The sequence below is a fragment of the Yeosuana aromativorans genome, assembly GCF_014646655.1.
GTDB classification, from domain to species: Bacteria; Bacteroidota; Bacteroidia; order Flavobacteriales; family Flavobacteriaceae; genus Yeosuana; species Yeosuana aromativorans.
The window spans coordinates 1-18,456 of record NZ_BMNR01000001.1; the positions used below are offsets into that span (position 1 = coordinate 1).

At 35.8% G+C, this 18,456-nt stretch carries 15 protein-coding genes; 11 read left to right on the forward strand and 4 right to left on the reverse strand.

Annotated features, from left to right (window positions below; all coding sequences use genetic code 11):
- Positions 1-319 precede the first annotated feature (319 nt).
- Positions 320-2,284 carry a putative porin gene (locus IEW94_RS00005; RefSeq protein ID WP_188649215.1) on the reverse strand — a complete coding sequence of 655 codons (1,965 nt, stop codon included), beginning with the start codon at positions 2,282-2,284 and terminating at the stop codon, positions 320-322.
- Between the two features lie 405 nt (positions 2,285-2,689).
- Between IEW94_RS00005 and rnhB the strand changes: the two genes are divergently transcribed.
- From rnhB to arsB, 8 genes are all read left to right on the forward strand, one after another.
- Positions 2,690-3,289 (forward strand): ribonuclease HII, encoded by a 600-nt coding sequence (rnhB, locus tag IEW94_RS00010; RefSeq protein WP_188649216.1) that lies wholly within the window; start codon positions 2,690-2,692, stop codon positions 3,287-3,289.
- A 112-nt stretch (positions 3,290-3,401) separates the two neighbouring features.
- Entirely contained in the window at positions 3,402-5,906 is a 2,505-nt protein-coding gene (locus IEW94_RS00015) for a ribonuclease HII (protein WP_229669401.1), read from the forward strand.
- A gap of 57 nt (positions 5,907-5,963) precedes the next feature.
- On the forward strand, positions 5,964-7,013 hold the full coding sequence (locus IEW94_RS00020) for a nucleoid-associated protein (protein ID WP_188649217.1): 1,050 nt from the start codon (positions 5,964-5,966) through the stop codon (positions 7,011-7,013).
- 88 nt (positions 7,014-7,101) lie between these two features.
- Entirely contained in the window at positions 7,102-9,084 is a 1,983-nt protein-coding gene (gene pulA, locus IEW94_RS00025) for a type I pullulanase (RefSeq protein ID WP_188649218.1), read from the forward strand.
- Positions 9,085-9,180: 96 nt separating this feature from the next.
- Positions 9,181-9,510: an ArsR/SmtB family transcription factor gene (locus IEW94_RS00030; RefSeq protein WP_188649219.1), complete on the forward strand. Its 330-nt coding sequence runs from the start codon at positions 9,181-9,183 to the stop codon at positions 9,508-9,510.
- A gap of 21 nt (positions 9,511-9,531) precedes the next feature.
- Entirely contained in the window at positions 9,532-10,425 is an 894-nt protein-coding gene (locus IEW94_RS00035) for an arsenite methyltransferase (protein WP_188649220.1), read from the forward strand.
- Positions 10,426-10,447: 22 nt separating this feature from the next.
- Positions 10,448-11,059 (forward strand): arsenate-mycothiol transferase ArsC, encoded by a 612-nt coding sequence (locus IEW94_RS00040; protein ID WP_188649221.1) that lies wholly within the window; start codon positions 10,448-10,450, stop codon positions 11,057-11,059.
- Positions 11,060-11,065: 6 nt separating this feature from the next.
- Positions 11,066-12,106 carry an ACR3 family arsenite efflux transporter gene (gene arsB, locus IEW94_RS00045; protein WP_188649222.1) on the forward strand — a complete coding sequence of 347 codons (1,041 nt, stop codon included), beginning with the start codon at positions 11,066-11,068 and terminating at the stop codon, positions 12,104-12,106.
- Here arsB and lipB read toward each other — a convergent pair.
- Both lipB and IEW94_RS00055 read right to left on the reverse strand, forming a co-directional pair.
- On the reverse strand, positions 12,096-12,806 hold the full coding sequence (gene lipB, locus IEW94_RS00050) for a lipoyl(octanoyl) transferase LipB (RefSeq protein WP_188649223.1): 711 nt from the start codon (positions 12,804-12,806) through the stop codon (positions 12,096-12,098). The genes arsB and lipB overlap by 11 nt on opposite strands.
- A 30-nt stretch (positions 12,807-12,836) precedes the next feature.
- On the reverse strand, positions 12,837-12,995 hold the full coding sequence (locus IEW94_RS00055) for a YqaE/Pmp3 family membrane protein (protein ID WP_119029747.1): 159 nt from the start codon (positions 12,993-12,995) through the stop codon (positions 12,837-12,839).
- Between the two features lie 141 nt (positions 12,996-13,136).
- On the opposite strand from IEW94_RS00055, the gene lysS reads away from it, so the two are divergent.
- The 3 genes from lysS (at position 13,137) to IEW94_RS00070 (ending at position 16,970) form a co-directional block, all read left to right on the forward strand.
- The gene (lysS, locus tag IEW94_RS00060; RefSeq protein WP_188649224.1) at positions 13,137-14,828 is read left to right on the forward strand and encodes a lysine--tRNA ligase; all 1,692 of its coding nucleotides are present in this window, start codon (positions 13,137-13,139) and stop codon (positions 14,826-14,828) included.
- Between the two features lie 338 nt (positions 14,829-15,166).
- Positions 15,167-16,384: a hypothetical protein gene (locus IEW94_RS00065; protein ID WP_188649225.1), complete on the forward strand. Its 1,218-nt coding sequence runs from the start codon at positions 15,167-15,169 to the stop codon at positions 16,382-16,384.
- Positions 16,385-16,493: 109 nt separating this feature from the next.
- Positions 16,494-16,970 carry a DUF4890 domain-containing protein gene (locus IEW94_RS00070; protein ID WP_188649226.1) on the forward strand — a complete coding sequence of 159 codons (477 nt, stop codon included), beginning with the start codon at positions 16,494-16,496 and terminating at the stop codon, positions 16,968-16,970.
- A 75-nt stretch (positions 16,971-17,045) separates the two neighbouring features.
- On the opposite strand, the gene hemL is transcribed toward IEW94_RS00070, so the two are convergent.
- Entirely contained in the window at positions 17,046-18,332 is a 1,287-nt protein-coding gene (gene hemL, locus IEW94_RS00075; RefSeq protein WP_188649227.1) for a glutamate-1-semialdehyde 2,1-aminomutase, read from the reverse strand.
- Positions 18,333-18,456: the final 124 nt, after the last annotated feature.

Here is an 18,456-nt window from a genome sequence, read left to right on the forward strand (position 1 = left end):
GCTGCAAACATACGACCCTTTTTCCGTTCCGCACAAACTTTTTAAGCCTTTTTTTATCCTTTTTTTTACACCACTTTTTATGGGTTGATCCTGAATTGGTTACAGTTGTTGGAAAACTGATTTTAATAACCGTTGTTATTGTTTCTTTGATTTTTTGTAGCGCATTTACAGTTTGCATTAGCGATTGAACGTTTCGACTGCGCTCAACGCAGGCTAAATGTTTGAACTCTTTTTATGGACTACTTTTAGGTAGTGCATAAAAAAGTGAGTAGTGAAAGCGCGACCAAGCAAATTTATTTTGCTTGGGGATGCCCAAATATTACATAAAGAAATTCCAAACAAGGCCAAAGCGCACCGTAAAATCCCGGTAAGGGTAGTTTGGTGCTGAATAGTAATTATATCCTGTCCATGCGGAGTTGAAATGTTCGGCCTTTAAATAAATACGTGTTTGACGGATTTTTGTATTGATAAAGAAATCCAACCTTGGGAAGTTTCCATATTCTCTTTCGTTTTGAACATAGAATTCTGCCAACAACGGATCATAGGCGTTCATGTAATATGCTGTAAAATAGCTAAAGGTAACACCTGTTTGCAAGTACATGGCCTTATTAAACACGTTTGATGAAAAATATAGGGTATTGCGCGTTGTTAGTTCTGGTACATTTATGGTATTGTTTTGGTCCTGGACGTTTTGGTATAATACGGTATTGTTCAATGCAAATTTACCAAACCTGATTTCCCTTTCTAATTTAACGCGTAAGTAGGTAATGGTTGCACTGTTTTGAAATGCCTTGATTTGATTGTCGGTTTGGTCTCTTTTGAAGTAGGCATAATCGGTAATTGTAGAATAGTCTACTGAGAGGTTGGCAATCTTGTTTGATTTTAAATGAAATGCCAGTTGTTCTGTTTCTGTATTATTGAAATTATTTCGCCAGTTGTAATTTATATATTCACTTTGATACAACAAGAAATTGTAGTTGGGTGCTTTTGAACTATGGTTTATGCTTGCCATTGCCGACATATCGTCATTTAATTTAAAGGAAGCGGTTCCTTTTATAAAGTTTCCATCAAAATCTCCGGTTACATTGATACCCATTTCGCCCTTCAAATCGAATCCTCTATATTGCTTATGATAGCTTCCTCCTGCCGAATAGATATCACCTTTTAATCTGTTTACAATAGTGTTTCCGTTAAGTACTACCAGTTTATCATAACCGTAATTGTAATTATCGCTACTTACATTAAACTGCAAATCTCCCAGAAGGTCATTACTGTAGTCTAACTGTACTTGGTTATAAAAATTTTCCAACGAAACCCTATCCTTTAGTTTTGAGTTTTTAAAAGCGTCCCCAAAATAATCGCTAGCGGTTGTTTGGTCATATTGGTAATACTTGTCTTCAAACGACATAATATGCCTAAAGCTAAGCTTATTGCTTGAGGTTGTGTCTTTTTTTCTAATAATGTTATAGGTATGGTCTAAATAAAAGCGTTTTCCTTTAAGGATGCTTTCTGCATTTTCAAAATTCACAGCTAGAATGGATCGGTCTAAAAATTCGGGATCCCCGGTTTCAAAATACGGCACATTACTATCTTGCAAGCCCCCGTTTTCTTGGTTTAGTAAATCCTGCGTGACAATATGGGTTCTTAAAAAATACCGCTTGTTTTTTGAGTTATAATTGGTTGTAACCCTAAAATTCCCAGTACTCGTTAAGATATGTTGATATTTTCCTAACGACCTCAACCCTTTATAGGCAACGGAAAAATTAAATTGAGGCGACGTATTTACGGTAAAAAAAGCATCCAATAACTGTCCTTGCTCAAATGCTGTTTTATAAAACAATTCCGTTAAAGGTGTGGGAACGCGATAATAGTTGATATCCTCAATTTCCATATAATTGAAATGCCTGGCCCTAGCACCAAAGCTTGGCATGAGCTTGGTACTTTCAAAATTATAGCTTAACGAATTATAGGTCTGCCCCAAATTTGAAAACGGAACAAGCTCAAAATTATCTTTTCGTAAGTAGTTGAATTTATATTCCTTTTTTATGGTTAGGGTTGTATCAACAAACGTGGTATCATTCTCTTTGCTTATTATAAGGTAATCAGTGATTTTAGCAACAGCCTTATCATTTGGACTTTTAGGCCCTTTGCGGTTTGTGCTGTCTTGCGATTCAACCAAGCCTAGTTTTTCGCCTATCTTACGAATTGGCTTTTTGGACTTGTCTTGGGCAAAAACACCGCTGAACGCACACAATAAAATGACTGACAAAAGGATTTTCCTCATAATTGTTTTTTTCCGAAACAAAAGTAATTATTTGAACGTTAAGAGCCATCAAATATTTTAAATTAAGAAAGCCAGCGAAATTTCGCTGGCTTTCTTTAAACAATCAACCTAAAAAAGCTGATACGTTATAATTAATTTGAATTAGTCTGGCACAAACATCTAAATATTATCTTAAATAAACAAAGCAATTGTAAAAAAAATGCGATTCAAAACACAAAGATTCTTATTTCGAAATACATATTTCTTAAAATAACCCTTTAAAATTGCAGTAATTTCAGCATATCAGGTTAAAATTTACACATTTAATAATGGCTGATGAAAATTCAATATTTATTCGCACGCAAAAATGAGGCAACAACAAAAATTAGGTTATAAAATCATAAATTTGATAATTCTAAGGCTAATATGTTAACAATAAAACACTCAACATTCAAACTTGAATGCGGCACCGATGAAGCTGGTCGCGGTTGTTTGGCTGGTCCCGTAACGGCAGCGGCTGTTATATTGGATGTTGATTTTGCAAATAATGTTTTAAACGATTCCAAACAATTAACAGAAACCAAACGCGATGCCCTCAAGCCCATTATTGAAAGTGAGGCTGTATCATTTGGAGTAGCACATGTTTTTCATGATGAGATTGACAAAATCAATATTCTCAATGCATCCATATTGGCCATGCACAAATCCATTGACCAATTACAACCATTACCAGAGTTTATTATTGTTGATGGCAACAAATTTAAACCCTACAAGACCATTCCTTTTGAAACCATTATTAAAGGTGATGGCAAGTACATGAGCATTGCTGCCGCTTCGGTTCTTGCCAAGACCTATCGAGATGCTTACATGAACATGATCCATGAAGAATATCCCATGTACAACTGGAAGCAAAACAAAGGTTACCCAACCAAAGAACACCGAGAGGCCATAAAACAATACGGCATTACTAAATACCACAGAAAAACCTTTAGACTGCTCCCCGATCAATTGGAATTAGACCTATAGCCGTTATGCTTTTTGAAAATGTTGATTTGAAAGAGATTTATGAATTGAAATAAAAAAATAGTGTTGAGAATATTTTTTTCTGATTTGAAGATGTTCTCAATACGATTTTCTAATGAAAATCACTCGAACTGACACCAAATTGACCTTAAAAATTACTAGGTTTGTAAAAATTAATGCATCCATGAGATTTTTTTGTTTTTCCCTTTTAATACTTATCCTATTTAGCTGTTCAAACGAAGAAACCAATCATACAAAACTTATCCATTTTGTTCCCGAAAACACATCAATACTTTTAAAAACCTCCAATCTGGAAAGTTTGCAAAGCAGTATTCTCAATAATGATTTTTTAAAACACCTTTCAAAAACAGACGTTTATAAACATGTAGATGGGCAATTAAAAAATTTATCGCTTTTAAAGCCTTCTTCATCCGTTTTAATTTGCTTTTCAGGGAATGATGCAGACAGCCTTCAATATTCGGCTATCACAAAATATTCAAAGGGATTGTTTGTTAGGGATTCACTTAAAAACTATGTTGAAGAAACACTGAAATACAACAACAAAACCATTATTAAATCCACACTCAACAAGAACACCTTTTACAGTGCCATTATAGATAGTACGTTTTTCACCTCATCCTCTAAACAGCTGGTTGAAAGCGCTTTTAGTTATTCAAACAACAATCCGGAATTAGAAAAAATAAACAAGACAACCAATGATGACAACACGGTATCCGTCATACTTAAATGTGATGATAGCAATACCATAACGTCATTTTTTCCAAACAATCAACTTCCTTTAAAAACATTCACCAACTATTTGGCCGTTGATGTAGACATAAGCCAGGACGTCACTTTATTCAATGGCATAACACAAGCCAATGATTCTGTAAAGAGTTTTATCAACGTGTTTAAAAATATCATTCCGCAAGAAAACCAAATTCAACAAGTAACCCCTGCCGACTCCGATGGTTTTTTGAGTTTTACGTTTAATAATTTTAAAAACTTTCATTCCAACCTTATTAAATTCACTCAGGTGGACACGCTAAAAACCGAAATACCGTTATTTGATAATGTCATTGAAGTTGGCGAACTATACGATTCTGAAAACAGGGCCATCGTACTAAATTCCTTGGATGCCATGTCTACTGAGGACGCTTTGATTAGCGAACAAAACGTATTGGAAACCTATAGGCAGGTTGAAATTTATAGTTTTAGCAAACCTGGCTTATTCATATCCTTGTTTTCGCCTTTAATAACATGCAACACGGCTGATAAATATTGCATACTGGATAATTTCTTTGTGTTTGCAGATGATATGGAATTGCTTCAAAATATTATTTCAAACTACCAAAACAAGACCACCTTAAGTGAACAACCGTACTTTACAGACATAGCAGAACAGTTGAGTGATGCCTCTTCGTTGCTCATGGTTCTAAGTCCTTCAGTTTTAAAGGACATTTTAAGCAATAACCTTAATGAGGACGTATCTGCATCATTTGACAACTATAAAATTTCGGCTTTACAATTTGTGTACGATACCGATTTTGCCCATGTGAACGGCGTCATCAAAAAGACAAAGGTCAAAGCAGCCCTCAATTCAATTTCTGAAGAGCTCAATATCAAATTGGATTCTGACCTATTGAACAACCCGCAATTTGTTACCAACCACATTACCAAGCAAAAGGAAATTGTTGTACAAGACATCAAAAACAACCTGTATTTAATCTCCAATACCGGACGGATTCTTTGGAAAAAACAATTGGACGGACCTGTTTTGGGAACCATTGAACAAATTGACCTATACAAAAACGGTAAGCTACAACTGGCTTTTGCAACACCCCACAAGCTCTATGTTGTTGACAGAAACGGACATGATGTATCGCCTTTTCCTGGTAATTTCAATGATGTTATTACACAACCTCTATCTGTCTTTGATTATGACCGAAACAAAAACTACAGACTTTTGGTAACGCAAGGCAAGAACTTGTTGATGTATGATAAAAACCTAAAACCGGTCAATGGCTTTGTGTTTAAATCGGCCAACAATACCATTTTGAACCAGCCACAACATTTTAAAATTAGCGGTAAAGACTATATTGTTTTTAAAACCCAAAACAACATGTATATTCTGGATAGAACCGGCAGAACCCGAGTGACCCCAAAAACATCCAGCGCATTTTCAAATGAAACCATTTACCTGTACAACAACAAGTTTACAACCACAAGCCCAGAAGGCAACCTGATAACCATAGACACCAAGGGCAACACTGTGTCCCAAAATTTAAACCTGTCGTCGCAACATCATATTGAAACCTCCAGCAAGAGCCTGGTAACATTGAGTGATAATAAACTTACCATTAAAGGCAACACCTATGAGCTGGATTATGGTATTTACACAGCACCAAAACTATTCTATTTACAGGATAAAATTTATGTGACCGTAACCGATTTACAAACCCAAAAAGTATATCTGTTTGATAGTAATGCCAAACTGTTGCCTAATTTCCCAGTATATGGAAATTCGGCCATTACACTTGATAACATAGATACCGATAGGGATTTGGAATTTGTTACCAAAGGCGATGCCGACTCCATTATTCTGTACCAAATAAATTAGCAGAGTTCTTTGGTTTTTTCATAGTATTGCACACTCAAAGAAACAAGATCAAAACCTATGATTTCAAGAAAAAATGCCTCTATTTCAAAATGTATCATTCATAAAGTTGGCAATAAATTTAATGACACCAAAAATGCCTTTTCAGAAAAACCTGTTGATTTTGATGAAGCTAGTTATGATTTAATGCTGCCTTTTTTGTTGCGCCCGTTTGGTTCTGTGGTTCAAAGCTATCGGTTTAACCATCACGCCAATATCGCGTTAAACGAAATTAACACCTATTCACAACAAATATTCAATGATGATGAGGCTTTTATTGAGGTTTCAAAACACATCGTCACCCATTTATATGAACAATCCAATTCATCACAAATTAAAACCGGGGATGTGTTGGTTGTGATGTTTGAAGGCATTGAATTCAATGAGATAACCACCAATGCGCTTGGTATTTTTAAGATTGAAAACAAAGTCAATTTTTTCCAGACCTACTTGGAAAACAACAGCTATGATGTGTTGGTACAAAAAGGCATCAGCTCTAAAAAAGTAGATAAAGGCTGTTTAATTTTAAACCAATCGGATACCGAAGGCCCCATTGTTTTAAGCGTTGACAATAACAGTTATGATGCACAATATTGGACCAATCATTTTTTAAACATCAAGTATGCCGATGATGCCAACAGCCATACGCAACAATACATTGAGCTGTGCAAGGATTTTTCAACCGACATCTTAAAAACCAGTTACGGTTCCCAAGAACAAAATAGCTTTTTGGCCAAGACTATTGATTTTTTTAAGGAAAACGAAGTGGTTAACATTGAGCGATTTAAAGACGATATTTTTGAAGAAGACAAGCACAAAACCCTATTTGACGATTACAAAAGGACTTTTGAAGGTGAACAGAACCTAGTGATAAGAAACCAATTTGATGTCTCTGATTTGGTTGTCAATAAGGAAAAGAAAAAAATCAAAACCGATATCAAACTGGACACCAACATACAAATTAAACTGGATATTGATGCACCCGAAGCCGCCAGTGAATACCTGGAACGTGGCTACGATGACGAGAAAAAAATGCACTTCTATAAAGTGTATTTTAATGCAGAAGGGTAACCTTTATTTTGTAAGGTTTTTTTAGCTAACTTAGTTTTCTTGTCAATTTAAAAGATTCAAAAAAACTTGGGTCATGAAAAAGGGTGTCATGAAAATTAAAATAATTTTAAATCTAATACTGGTAACTACCTTGCTTACTTCCTGTTCCAACAAGAAAATCGTTTATAAAAGTTTTGACGACTATCCTGTCGCAAACACAAACCTTTGGTTGAACTATACCAAAGATGCTACAGAATTTAAAATATGGTCGCCAACTGCTGATGAAGTGCAGTTGCATCTATACAAAGAAGGTTTTGGTGGCGAACCCAAAGCGACACATAACATGAAAATTGATAAAGAAGGGGTTTGGAAACTAAAGTTAGCTGGAGATTATAAAGGAACATATTACACCTATCAGGTAAAAATTGATAACAAGTTATTGCCCGAAACACAAGGCATTTATGCCCAAGCCGTTGGCATTAATGGCACAAGAGCCATGGTTGTGGACTTGAAAACCACAAATCCCGAAGGATGGGAATCTGATAAAGGCCCAAAAGTAAACACACCAAATGAGGCTATTATTTATGAAGCCCATGTAAGGGACTTAAGTGTTCATCCTGAATCGGGCATTCAAATGAAAGGCAAGTATTTAGGTTTGGCAGAAAAAGGCACTAAATCACCCGATGGTTTTTCTACGGGGCTAGACCATATCAAAGAAATGGGAATCACTCATGTACACTTGTTACCTACATGTGATTTTATATCTGTTGATGAAGCAAATCTCGATACCCCACAATACAATTGGGGATATGACCCCTTTAATTATAATGTTCCCGAAGGTTCGTATGCCACAGATCCTAACAATGGAGAAGTTAGAATAAGGGAATTTAAGCAGATGGTTAAAGCGTTTCACGACAACAATATCGGTATCGTTCTAGATGTTGTTTTTAATCATACTGCTCTTTATGAAAATTCGGTATTTAATTTAGAAGTTCCAGGGTACTACTATCGCCATTGGGAAGATGGAACACCGTCCAATGCATCTGCATGTGGTAACGAAATTGCTTCCGACAGGGAAATGATGCGCAAGTATATTATAGAAACGGTCTCATATTGGGCAAAGGAATACCATGTGGATGGCTTTCGGTTTGATCTGATGGCCATATTGGACATTGAAACCATGAATGCCGTTTCAAAAGCATTAAAAAACATAAATCCAAATATTATTATTTATGGTGAAGGATGGTCGCCAGGCGATTCTCCCTATTCCTGGAAAAAAAGAGCTTTTAAATTCAACATTAATCAAACGCCTGATGTTTCTGCTTTTTCAGATGAAATACGAGATGGTTTAAAGGGGTCTTGGAACAACCCTGAAGGTCCTGGCTTTGTTAGTGGAGGCAAGGGAATGGAAGAATCTGTAAAAATGGGAATTGTTGGTTGTATTCAACATCCACAGGTAGACAATAGTAAAGTAAATGCATCTAATGCGCCTTGGACCACAAATCCATGGCAATCTATTGTCTATGCAAGTTGCCACGATAACCATACACTTTATGATAAACTTAAAATATCAAGACCAAACGCCACTGATGATGAACTAAAAGCTATGGACAAATTGGCCAATGCCGTTGTATTGACATCCCAGGGTATTTCATTCATTCACGCAGGGTCAGAAATGCTGCGAACAAAACAAGGTATAGAAAATAGTTATAAATCTCCTGATAGCATCAATCAAATCGATTGGAATTGGAAATCAACCCATCACGATGTTGTAGAATACTATAAACATTTAATACAGTTACGAAAAGCGCATCCCACTTTTAGAATGAAAACCGGTGACGACGTTAGGAACAACCTAGAGTTTAAAACGTATGAAAATGGTCTTATCAGTTATCAAATTAGCAACCATGCCAATGGGGATAATTGGAAAAACATATACGTAATTTACAATGCCAGACCAGAAGTTGTTAACTACAAACTTCCCGGCAAATGGACATTAGGAGTTGTTGGAGATGAATTTGAAGTTAATAAACCAATTGAAGGAACTGTAAACATTCCAGCCATATCTATGTTGATTGCCTACCAGGAATAACAAAAAAAAAAAATTCATATTAAAGACGAAATTACTACAGGAATATTTTTGCCATTAATTTATTAATCGTAATATTGCAATATAATAATATATGCTATGGGTTTAACCAAAACTGAAATCTTTACGGACCAACAAAACAATATTGCACAAATTGCCAAAGCCTTTGGGCATCCGGCACGGGTTGCCATTTTGCAACACCTCATAAAAATTAATGCCTGTATCTGTGGCGACTTGGTAGATGAAATTGGATTGGCACAACCTACCATTTCCCAACATCTAAAGGAACTTAAAAACATAGGCATTATTCAAGGAAATATTGAAGGCACCAGTGTTTGCTATTGCATCAACCAAGACAAATGGACTGAGATTAAAACCATGTTCATGTCCTTTTTAAGTCAAGAACCAACCAATTCAAGTTGTTGTTAAAATCACTAAAAAATTATAAAAATGAAGACCGAACAAGAATTAAAAGACATCGTAAAAACCAGATATGCTAAAATTGCCGAACAAGGCAAAGCAGAAAATGCATCGTCCTGCTGTGGTGCCACTACGCCATCAAATAAAGTTTACAATATTATGATGGACGACTATTCTGAAACAAATGGCTATGTAAGTGATGCTGATTTAGGTCTGGGCTGCGGACTTCCAACGCATTTTGCAAACATCAACAAAGGCGATACGGTTATTGATTTGGGTTCTGGAGCAGGTAACGATTGTTTTGTTGCCAGACACGAAACAGGTGCCGAAGGCAAGGTTATTGGTATTGACTTTACCCCTATCATGATTGAAAAAGCCCGCATTAACGCCGAAAAACTAGGTTATAACAATGTGGAATTTAGGGAAGGCGATATTGACAATATGCCTGTAAGCGATAATATAGCCGATGTGATAGTAAGTAATTGTGTGTTGAATTTAGTACCTAACAAGAAAAAAGTCATTTCAGAAATATTCAGGGTTTTAAAACCAGGCGGTCATTTTAGTATTTCTGATATTGTTTTGGTTGGGAATCTACCCGAAGCATTGAGACAGGATGCCGAAATGTATGCTGGATGTGTTGCCGGAGCCATTCAAAAGTCAGATTATTTACAATTATTAGAAGACAAAGGTTTTTACAACATAACCCTCCAAAAAGAAAAACCCATTACCATTCCTAATGATATTCTTGTTAAATATCTTTCTGAAGAACAGGTTAAAGGTTTTAACAATGGTGGAACGGGTATTTTTAGCATCACGGTTTACGGTGAAAAACCAGGTAAAAAACAAGACAAGCCCAAACTAAAATTATCAGAATTACAAGAAAAAACAAGCTCTTGCTGTTCACCAAAATCTGGTTGTTGCTAAACCAAAAACATTATAAACCAATATGATTTATAGAGATATTATCAAGGTAATTAATGATTTAAATATTGAAACCATCACTCCTGAGAGGAAGTCTATACTTCAGCCGTTAGTAGTTTTTATTCAGCAGAAAACAACCAAAAAACAAGACATCAACATTAATTTTATTTGCACCCACAACTCACGCCGAAGTCATTTATCTCAGGTTTGGGCACAGGTAATGGCGTGTCATTTTAATGTAAAAAATGTATTTTGTTATTCTGGAGGCACAGAAGCAACAGCTTTATTTCCAATGGTTGCAAAGACTTTAGAAAAATCCGGCTTTAAAATCAATATCACTTCAAAAGGAGACAATCCGGTTTATGCCATTTCATATTCCGATAGTGAACCGCCCGTTGTTGGTTTTTCAAAAACCTATGATGATGCTTTTAATCCACAATCAGGATTTGCAGCCATCATGACCTGCTCGCAAGCCGATGCTGATTGCCCTTTTATTGCAGGAGCTGAAAAACGAATTCCAATTACTTATGAAGACCCCAAAGCGTTTGACAATACTTCGCAACAAGAAGCAAAATATGAAGAACGAAGTATTCAAATAGCAACAGAATTGTACTATGTATTTTCACAAATAAAATAGTGTAACATGACAAAGAAAAAACTGAGTTTCTTGGATAAAAACCTAACCCTTTGGATTTTTATGGCGATGGCCATTGGGGTTGGTATTGGTTATTTTGTGCCTTCCTTTCCTAAAATTATTGATTCGTTCAGTAGTGGTACCACCAATATTCCCATAGCAATTGGCCTTATTTTGATGATGTATCCACCTTTGGCAAAAGTGAATTACGCTTTATTACCAAAAGTATTTAAAAATGTGAAAATCCTTTCTATATCGCTTATTTTAAACTGGATTGTTGGCCCTATTCTCATGTTCGTTTTAGCGGTTACATTTTTACAAGACTACCCAGAGTATATGGTAGGATTGATCTTGATTGGTTTGGCCCGATGCATAGCCATGGTGTTGGTTTGGAACGACCTTGCCGAAGGTAGCAGTGAATATGGCGCCGGCTTGGTGGCCTTAAACAGTATTTTTCAAGTATTTGCTTATAGTTTTTACGCTTGGATATTTATAACCATATTGCCTCCCTATTTTGGTTTTGAAGGTGCCATTGTTGATATTTCCATTGCTACCATTGCTGAAAGTGTAGCCATTTATTTGGGAATCCCATTTTTATTGGGCTTAATGAGTCGACTTATTTTAGTAAAACTTAAAGGCGATTCCTGGTACAAAGAACAATTTATTCCCACCATTTCTCCTATGACCTTAATTGCCTTGTTATTTACAATCATCGTCATGTTTTCATTAAAGGGTGAATTGATTGTTCAAATCCCTAAAGACGTTCTTATAATTGCTATTCCGTTGCTTATTTACTTTGCTATCATGTTTCTTATTGGCTTTTTTGTTAGTAAGGCCATGGGAGCTGACTATGATAAAAATGCGGCAATTTCATTTACAGCAGCAGGGAATAATTTTGAATTGGCCATAGCGGTTGCCATTGCAATATTTGGATTGAATTCTGGTCAGGCTTTTGCAGGAGTTATTGGTCCATTGGTGGAAGTTCCCGCCTTAATTATATTGGTTCGCGTTGCTTTTTGGTTACGAAAGCGCTATTATCCTAAGCTTTAATGCCGATAAACTCCGCTTCAAACAATTCAGAAAAATGCTTTAACAACTTTTCTTTTACTTCAGCCTCATCAACGGTTTTCTGAGCTAATTCAACATTAAGTGACGTCACTGATTTCCCTCTAATTCCACAAGGGATAATATTATCAAAATAGCCTAAGTTGGCGTTCACGTTCAGCGCAAAACCGTGCATGGTAACCCACCTGCTGGCACGAACGCCCATGGCACATATTTTTCTGGCAAACGGCGTTCCTACATCCAACCAAACCCCTGTTTCACCTTTACTTCGTTCAGCTTTCAAACCATACTCGGCTAAAGTGAGAATAATCATTTCCTCCAAAAAACGGAGGTATTTATGAATATCGGTAAAGAAGTTTTCCAAATCCAGAATAGGATACCCAACAATTTGACCAGGGCCGTGATAGGTAATATCTCCTCCCCTGTTTATTTTATAAAATGTGGCTCCTTTTTCTTGAAGTTGCTCTTCATTTAACAGCAAATTTGATAGGTCACCACTTTTTCCCAAGGTATATACATGTGGATGCTCAACAAACAAAAAGTAATTGTTCGTAGGAGTGTTCGATTCGTTTCGTCTATTTTTAATCTTGGTATCTACAATCCCTTTAAACAATTGTTCTTGGTAATCCCAAGTTTGCTTGTAGTCTTTAAAACCTAAATCTTGCAGTTCTATTTGCTTGTTCATAGACTGCAAAATTACGATATTTTTTAAGTTTTATCTATTAGGATTGTTCAATATAACCAAGGCTGCAATCACACCGGGCACCCAACCACAAAGCCATAATAAAAACACGATGAATATGGAACCACAGCCTTTGTCTATAACGGCCAGTGGCGGACAGATTATTGAAAGTAAAACTCTCCAGAAACTCATTTGATTGATTTTTAATTGATGATTTTCTATAAGACCAATTTAAAACAAATTTGTTACATTTTTTTCAATATAATAAATTGATATCCTTAGTAATAGTAATTATCTTTGTGCGTTTAAAAAAACGTTTCAGACATTAACAATATGGTGCAATTATCAGAGCAAGAACAAGTAAGACGAGAAAAATTAGCAAAATTACGCCAATTAGGTATTAATCCATATCCGGCCGATTTATATCCTGTAAAACATTCTTCAAAAGATATAAAAACCCATTTTGAAGAAGGTAAATATGTAACCATTGCTGGAAGGCTTATGGCTATTAGGCTACAGGGAAAAGCAGCTTTTGCACAAATTCAAGATGCAGAGGGAAAAATACAAGTGTATTTTAATAGAGATGAAATTTGCCCAGGAGAAGATAAAACCAAATACAATGATGTCTTTAAAAAACTATTGGATTTTGGTGATTTTATAGGTATTGAAGGCGAATTGTTTACTACCATGGTTGGTGAGAAAACCGTGAAAGTTAAAGACTTCACCTTACTGAGCAAGTCCTTAAAACCATTGCCATTACCTAAAGAAAAAGATGGTGTTGTGTATGATGCGTTTACTGATCCTGAACAGCGCTACAGACAACGGTATGCTGATTTGGTAGTTAATCCACAAGTAAAAAATGTATTTGTAAAACGCACCAAACTGTTCAACGCCATGCGTGAATTTTTTAATAACGCTGGTTATTTTGAGGTTGAAACACCTGTGTTACAACCAATTCCAGGTGGTGCTGCCGCAAGACCGTTTATAACACATCATAATGCTTTAGACATTCCACTTTACATGAGAATTGCCAATGAACTCTATTTAAAGCGCCTTATAGTTGGTGGTTTTGATGGGGTCTATGAATTTTCTAAAAACTTTAGAAATGAAGGCATGGACAGAACCCATAACCCTGAGTTTACCGCCATGGAAATTTATGTGGCTTATAAAGATTACAATTGGATGATGGATTTCTGTGAGCGTTTATTGGAACATTGCGCCATAGCAGTAAACGGTACTACCAAAGCCACTTTTGGAAAACATGATATCGATTTTAAAGCGCCTTATCCTCGTGTGACTATGGCAGATTCCATCAAGCATTTTACAGGATTTGACATTACAGGGAAAACAGAAGATGAAATCAGACAAGCTGCCAAAGACCTTGGTATTGAAGTAGATGACACCATGGGCAAAGGCAAGCTTATTGATGAGATTTTTGGCGAAAAATGTGAAGGCAACTACATACAACCAACATTTATTACAGACTACCCAAAAGAGATGAGCCCATTGTGTAAAGAGCACAGGGACAATCCAGAATTGACTGAACGGTTTGAACTCATGGTCTGCGGTAAGGAAATTGCCAATGCCTATTCTGAATTAAATGACCCAATTGACCAACGTGAACGTTTTGAACATCAATTAAAACTGGCTGAAAAAGGAGATGACGAAGCCACCAAGTTTATTGATGAAGACTTTTTGCGAGCTCTAGAATATGGCATGCCTCCAACATCGGGCATGGGTATTGGCATGGATCGATTAGTTATGTTCTTGACCAATAACCAATCCATACAAGAAGTGTTGTTCTTCCCACAAATGCGTCCAGAAAAGAAAGCTATTGAATTGAGTGAGAACGAAAAAGTGATTTTGGATATTTTGAAAGTTCAAAAAAGCATGCCTCTAAATGATTTGAAATCCCAGTCAGAACTCAGCAATAAGGCCTGGGACAAAGGCATCAAAGGACTGACTAAACACAAATTGGCCAAGGTTGAAAAGACTGATGATGATTTGATTGTTGAAATGCTTTGATTTATAGCACAAACACTTAAGTGATCAACACATAAAAAAAAGCCGGTAATTTTAAATCACCGGCTTTTTTACTAACTAACCAATTTAACTAACTAAACTAACTTACTCTATTAATTAATGAAGATTTTAACTGTGCTTAAATGTTAAGCGTATTATATCACAATTAATTTACAGTACAAATTGACAACAAATTCAATAAATAATTATACCAATTTAGAAATGTTTAACACCAAAACCGTAAAACTTTATATCTTCTTTAAGAAATACATCCCTGATTGTTAATTTTTTTATGATTCATAAGGTAGTTGTGTATTAAAAACTTTGCATAATTTTACGCAATGCCAAAACGTATTTTATTTTTCTTAGCTTTTATAGTAATAACCGTTAGCGTTGCACAACAAAAAGACAGTCTGTCAATTAAAAATGGCATAGATAAACCAAGTATTTTAGCAACCCATCACTTTGGTATATTTAGTTCAAGAATAAACCAGAATTTTAAAATACAACCTGACAGCAAGTCAATATTTACAATCAGTTATGTCAGCGGGAATACCTTTCATCCATTTGTTGAAACCTACATTCCAAAAGACCCAACCGTTCAGAAAGAACAAAGTCAACTTATTTGGTATCATAGGAATTTTAATTTTATTGACCAGGAAACCACACCGGCAGATTACATGAATATTGTGATTGATGCCGTAATTAAAGAGTTTAGGGCGACTATAAACATCCCAATAAACAAAAAACATGAACTGGATATTTCCTTACGTTCTTATTTAATCACCAAAGGAAACTATTTATTTTCGCCATTTACCAATGATGAAACTATTGAATGGTTTCACAGCAATATTGCTGGTGGTGAAGACCCTTACGGCAGAAAGTATTATGGATTGAATCAAGTGAATTTTAAATACACTGATAGAAACGGGCGCGTACTTGAACTACACAACAATGACTTTTTTATCAGCGGTATTGAATTTAATCATTTTTATTACCCCTCTTTTTTAATCAACAAAAAAAAGAATGTGTTTGCCAATATTGGAACACACTTGGGCTTTAATACATCTAAATATAACCCGTCATTAGATATTGGTCTATCTGTCAATGTTATTAAAAAGCTGATATTAAAAAGCAATAATGAATTTCATTTTGCTGCAGGAACAAGTGTCTTACGTAAAAATATCATCAATTTTGGTAATGTTATGGACTTAGGCAATAATCCGTTCTTGGCAACACTTGAAGGCGAAATTGAGTTCACAAAATACACCAAGAAAAAACACTATAATGCCTTTGGGATAAATTATCAGATCCAATCTCGTTATAATAAATTAAAAGAAGCTGATTATTACAAACTAATTGGCAAATGGAAAGAAATCCATGGTGGTTGGCAACATGGTATTACCACACTATATAAAGCACTTTCCAATTGGACATTTTTATACACCTATGGGCATCCAAAATATAAAATATCGCTTTACTTGAAAGAAGACTTTCGCGTTAACAATGCTCCGGATATTCAAACCGGTATTGGTTTAACCTTGCCTCTCTGCAAATAACTCTTTTAGTAAGCCATTCTTCATAATACTTTGTTAAAAAAGCAGTTGCGTTTAAACCTTTCTAAAATAGTTTAGTCTTAATAGCAAATAAACATTAATACCACATACAATGAAAAAAGCAATATTTATCGCAATAGCCTTGGTAGCTATTCAAGTGTCAGCCCAAGAGAGAAATGAACGACCAAACAGGGAAAGAGGCCCAAGAATGGAAAAAATGCAGGATCTAACACCTGAAGAAATGGCAACCTTACAAACCAAAAAAATGACATTGCATTTAGATTTAAATGAATCGCAACAACGTGCCGTTCAAAAATTAAATCTACAAAATGCCACAGAGAGAAAAGCAAGAATGGAAGCTCACAAAGCTAAAATGGAAAGTGGTACTATGGAAAAACCTTCAAAAGAAGAACGCTTAAAAATGATGAATGAGATGCTTGACCATAAAATTGTCATGAAAGCCAAAATGAAAGAAATTTTAAATGCTGATCAATATGCAAAATGGGAACAATCTCAAGAAAAAATGGAAGGTAGACACAAAAAAATGGCTATGCATGACGGCATGAACAGAAAGCAAAAAAAGCAATAAAGATAGTTAGTTTAGTTAGTTGATTGATTTAGTTTGTTTAAAAAGCATTTCCGGAATTTGGAAATGCTTTTTTATTTATAGTGTTGCAGCTACTTTATTAACAGCAGCAATGGTTTCATCTAAATCAGCGTACGATAACGCATCGGTAATAAACCACGTTTCAAAGGCACTTGGCGCAATATAGATACCTTCATTTAACATACCATGAAAGAATTTTTTAAAGGTCTCGTTATTACCCTTTGCCGATGTTTTAAAATCAATAACTGCATTGTCTTCAAAGTGAATGGAAATCATAGAGCCTACCCTGTTTATGGTATGTGTAATGTTATTATCGTTTAAAACCTTAGTAAACCCTTTATGAAGGTACTCTGTTTTCTCGGCCAATCTTGTAAAAATACTTGGGTCATTGTTTAAAGTTTCCAACATGGCCAATCCCGCAGCCATAGCCAACGGATTGCCGCTCAACGTCCCAGCTTGATATACAGGTCCCAATGGTGCCAAATGGTTCATGATTTCATTTCTTGCCGCAAAGGCACCAACAGGTAATCCACCACCAATCACTTTTCCAAAACAAACAATATCAGCATGGATGTTGTACAGTTCTTGGGCACCTCCTTTGGCTAATCTAAACCCAGTCATGACCTCATCAAAAATAAGCAGTACGTTGTGGGCATCACAAAGTGTTCTCAATGCTTGCAAAAACCCATTTTTTGGAGGAATACAACCCATATTTCCAGCAACAGGTTCAATAATAATACAGGCTATTTCATTAGGGTTAGCAGCAATCAACTCTTTAACCGATTCAATATCATTATAGGTTGCAAGCAAGGTGTCTTTGGCCGTTCCAGAAGTTACACCGGGACTATTGGGAGCCCCAAAAGTAACAGCTCCACTACCGGCTTGGATTAAAAACGAATCGCTATGACCATGATAACAGCCAGCAAATTTGATGATTTTATCCTTTCCTGTAAATCCTCTCGCTAACCGTATAGCACTCATACAAGCCTCTGTTCCAGAATTCACAAAACGAATTTTATCGATGTTAGGAACCATGGAAACGGCTAATTCTGCAATTTGGGTTTCAATTTCTGTTGGCATTCCAAAAGATGTTCCCTTTTTAGCCTTCTCAATAACCGCATTGACCACAGGCTCAAAAGCATGACCCAAAATCATAGGACCCCACGAATTGATATAGTCAATTAGCTTATTGCCGTCTTCATCGTATAAATAAGCACCTTTTGCTTCCTTTACAAAAATGGGCGTCCCTCCCACGGCCTTAAATGCTCTTACTGGGGAATTAACTCCTCCTGGAATAACGTTTTCTGCTTGTGCAAATAAGGCACTACTTCGTTTGTAAATCATATTGATTTTTAATTTTTATAATTATTTCACTACCAACTCTTGCCCAATGCTGATGGTTGAATCATTTAAACCATTAAGCAGTTGTAAAGCTTGAACCGATATATTGTATTTTTTTGATATGGAA

Bases quoted from the DNA above. Each gene is read 5' to 3' on its own strand.
- IEW94_RS00005 (WP_188649215.1), bottom strand. From the start codon at position 2,284: ATGAGGAAAATCCTTTTGTCAGTCATTTTATTGTGTGCGTTCAGCGGT.
- rnhB (WP_188649216.1), top strand. From the start codon at position 2,690: ATGTTAACAATAAAACACTCAACATTCAAACTTGAATGCGGCACCGAT.
- IEW94_RS00015 (WP_229669401.1), top strand. From the start codon at position 3,402: ATGAAAATCACTCGAACTGACACCAAATTGACCTTAAAAATTACTAGG.
- IEW94_RS00020 (WP_188649217.1), top strand. From the start codon at position 5,964: ATGATTTCAAGAAAAAATGCCTCTATTTCAAAATGTATCATTCATAAA.
- pulA (WP_188649218.1), top strand. From the start codon at position 7,102: ATGAAAATTAAAATAATTTTAAATCTAATACTGGTAACTACCTTGCTT.
- IEW94_RS00030 (WP_188649219.1), top strand. From the start codon at position 9,181: ATGGGTTTAACCAAAACTGAAATCTTTACGGACCAACAAAACAATATT.
- IEW94_RS00035 (WP_188649220.1), top strand. From the start codon at position 9,532: ATGAAGACCGAACAAGAATTAAAAGACATCGTAAAAACCAGATATGCT.
- IEW94_RS00040 (WP_188649221.1), top strand. From the start codon at position 10,448: ATGATTTATAGAGATATTATCAAGGTAATTAATGATTTAAATATTGAA.
- arsB (WP_188649222.1), top strand. From the start codon at position 11,066: ATGACAAAGAAAAAACTGAGTTTCTTGGATAAAAACCTAACCCTTTGG.
- lipB (WP_188649223.1), bottom strand. From the start codon at position 12,806: ATGAACAAGCAAATAGAACTGCAAGATTTAGGTTTTAAAGACTACAAG.
- IEW94_RS00055 (WP_119029747.1), bottom strand. From the start codon at position 12,995: ATGAGTTTCTGGAGAGTTTTACTTTCAATAATCTGTCCGCCACTGGCC.
- lysS (WP_188649224.1), top strand. From the start codon at position 13,137: ATGGTGCAATTATCAGAGCAAGAACAAGTAAGACGAGAAAAATTAGCA.
- IEW94_RS00065 (WP_188649225.1), top strand. From the start codon at position 15,167: ATGCCAAAACGTATTTTATTTTTCTTAGCTTTTATAGTAATAACCGTT.
- IEW94_RS00070 (WP_188649226.1), top strand. From the start codon at position 16,494: ATGAAAAAAGCAATATTTATCGCAATAGCCTTGGTAGCTATTCAAGTG.
- hemL (WP_188649227.1), bottom strand. From the start codon at position 18,332: ATGATTTACAAACGAAGTAGTGCCTTATTTGCACAAGCAGAAAACGTT.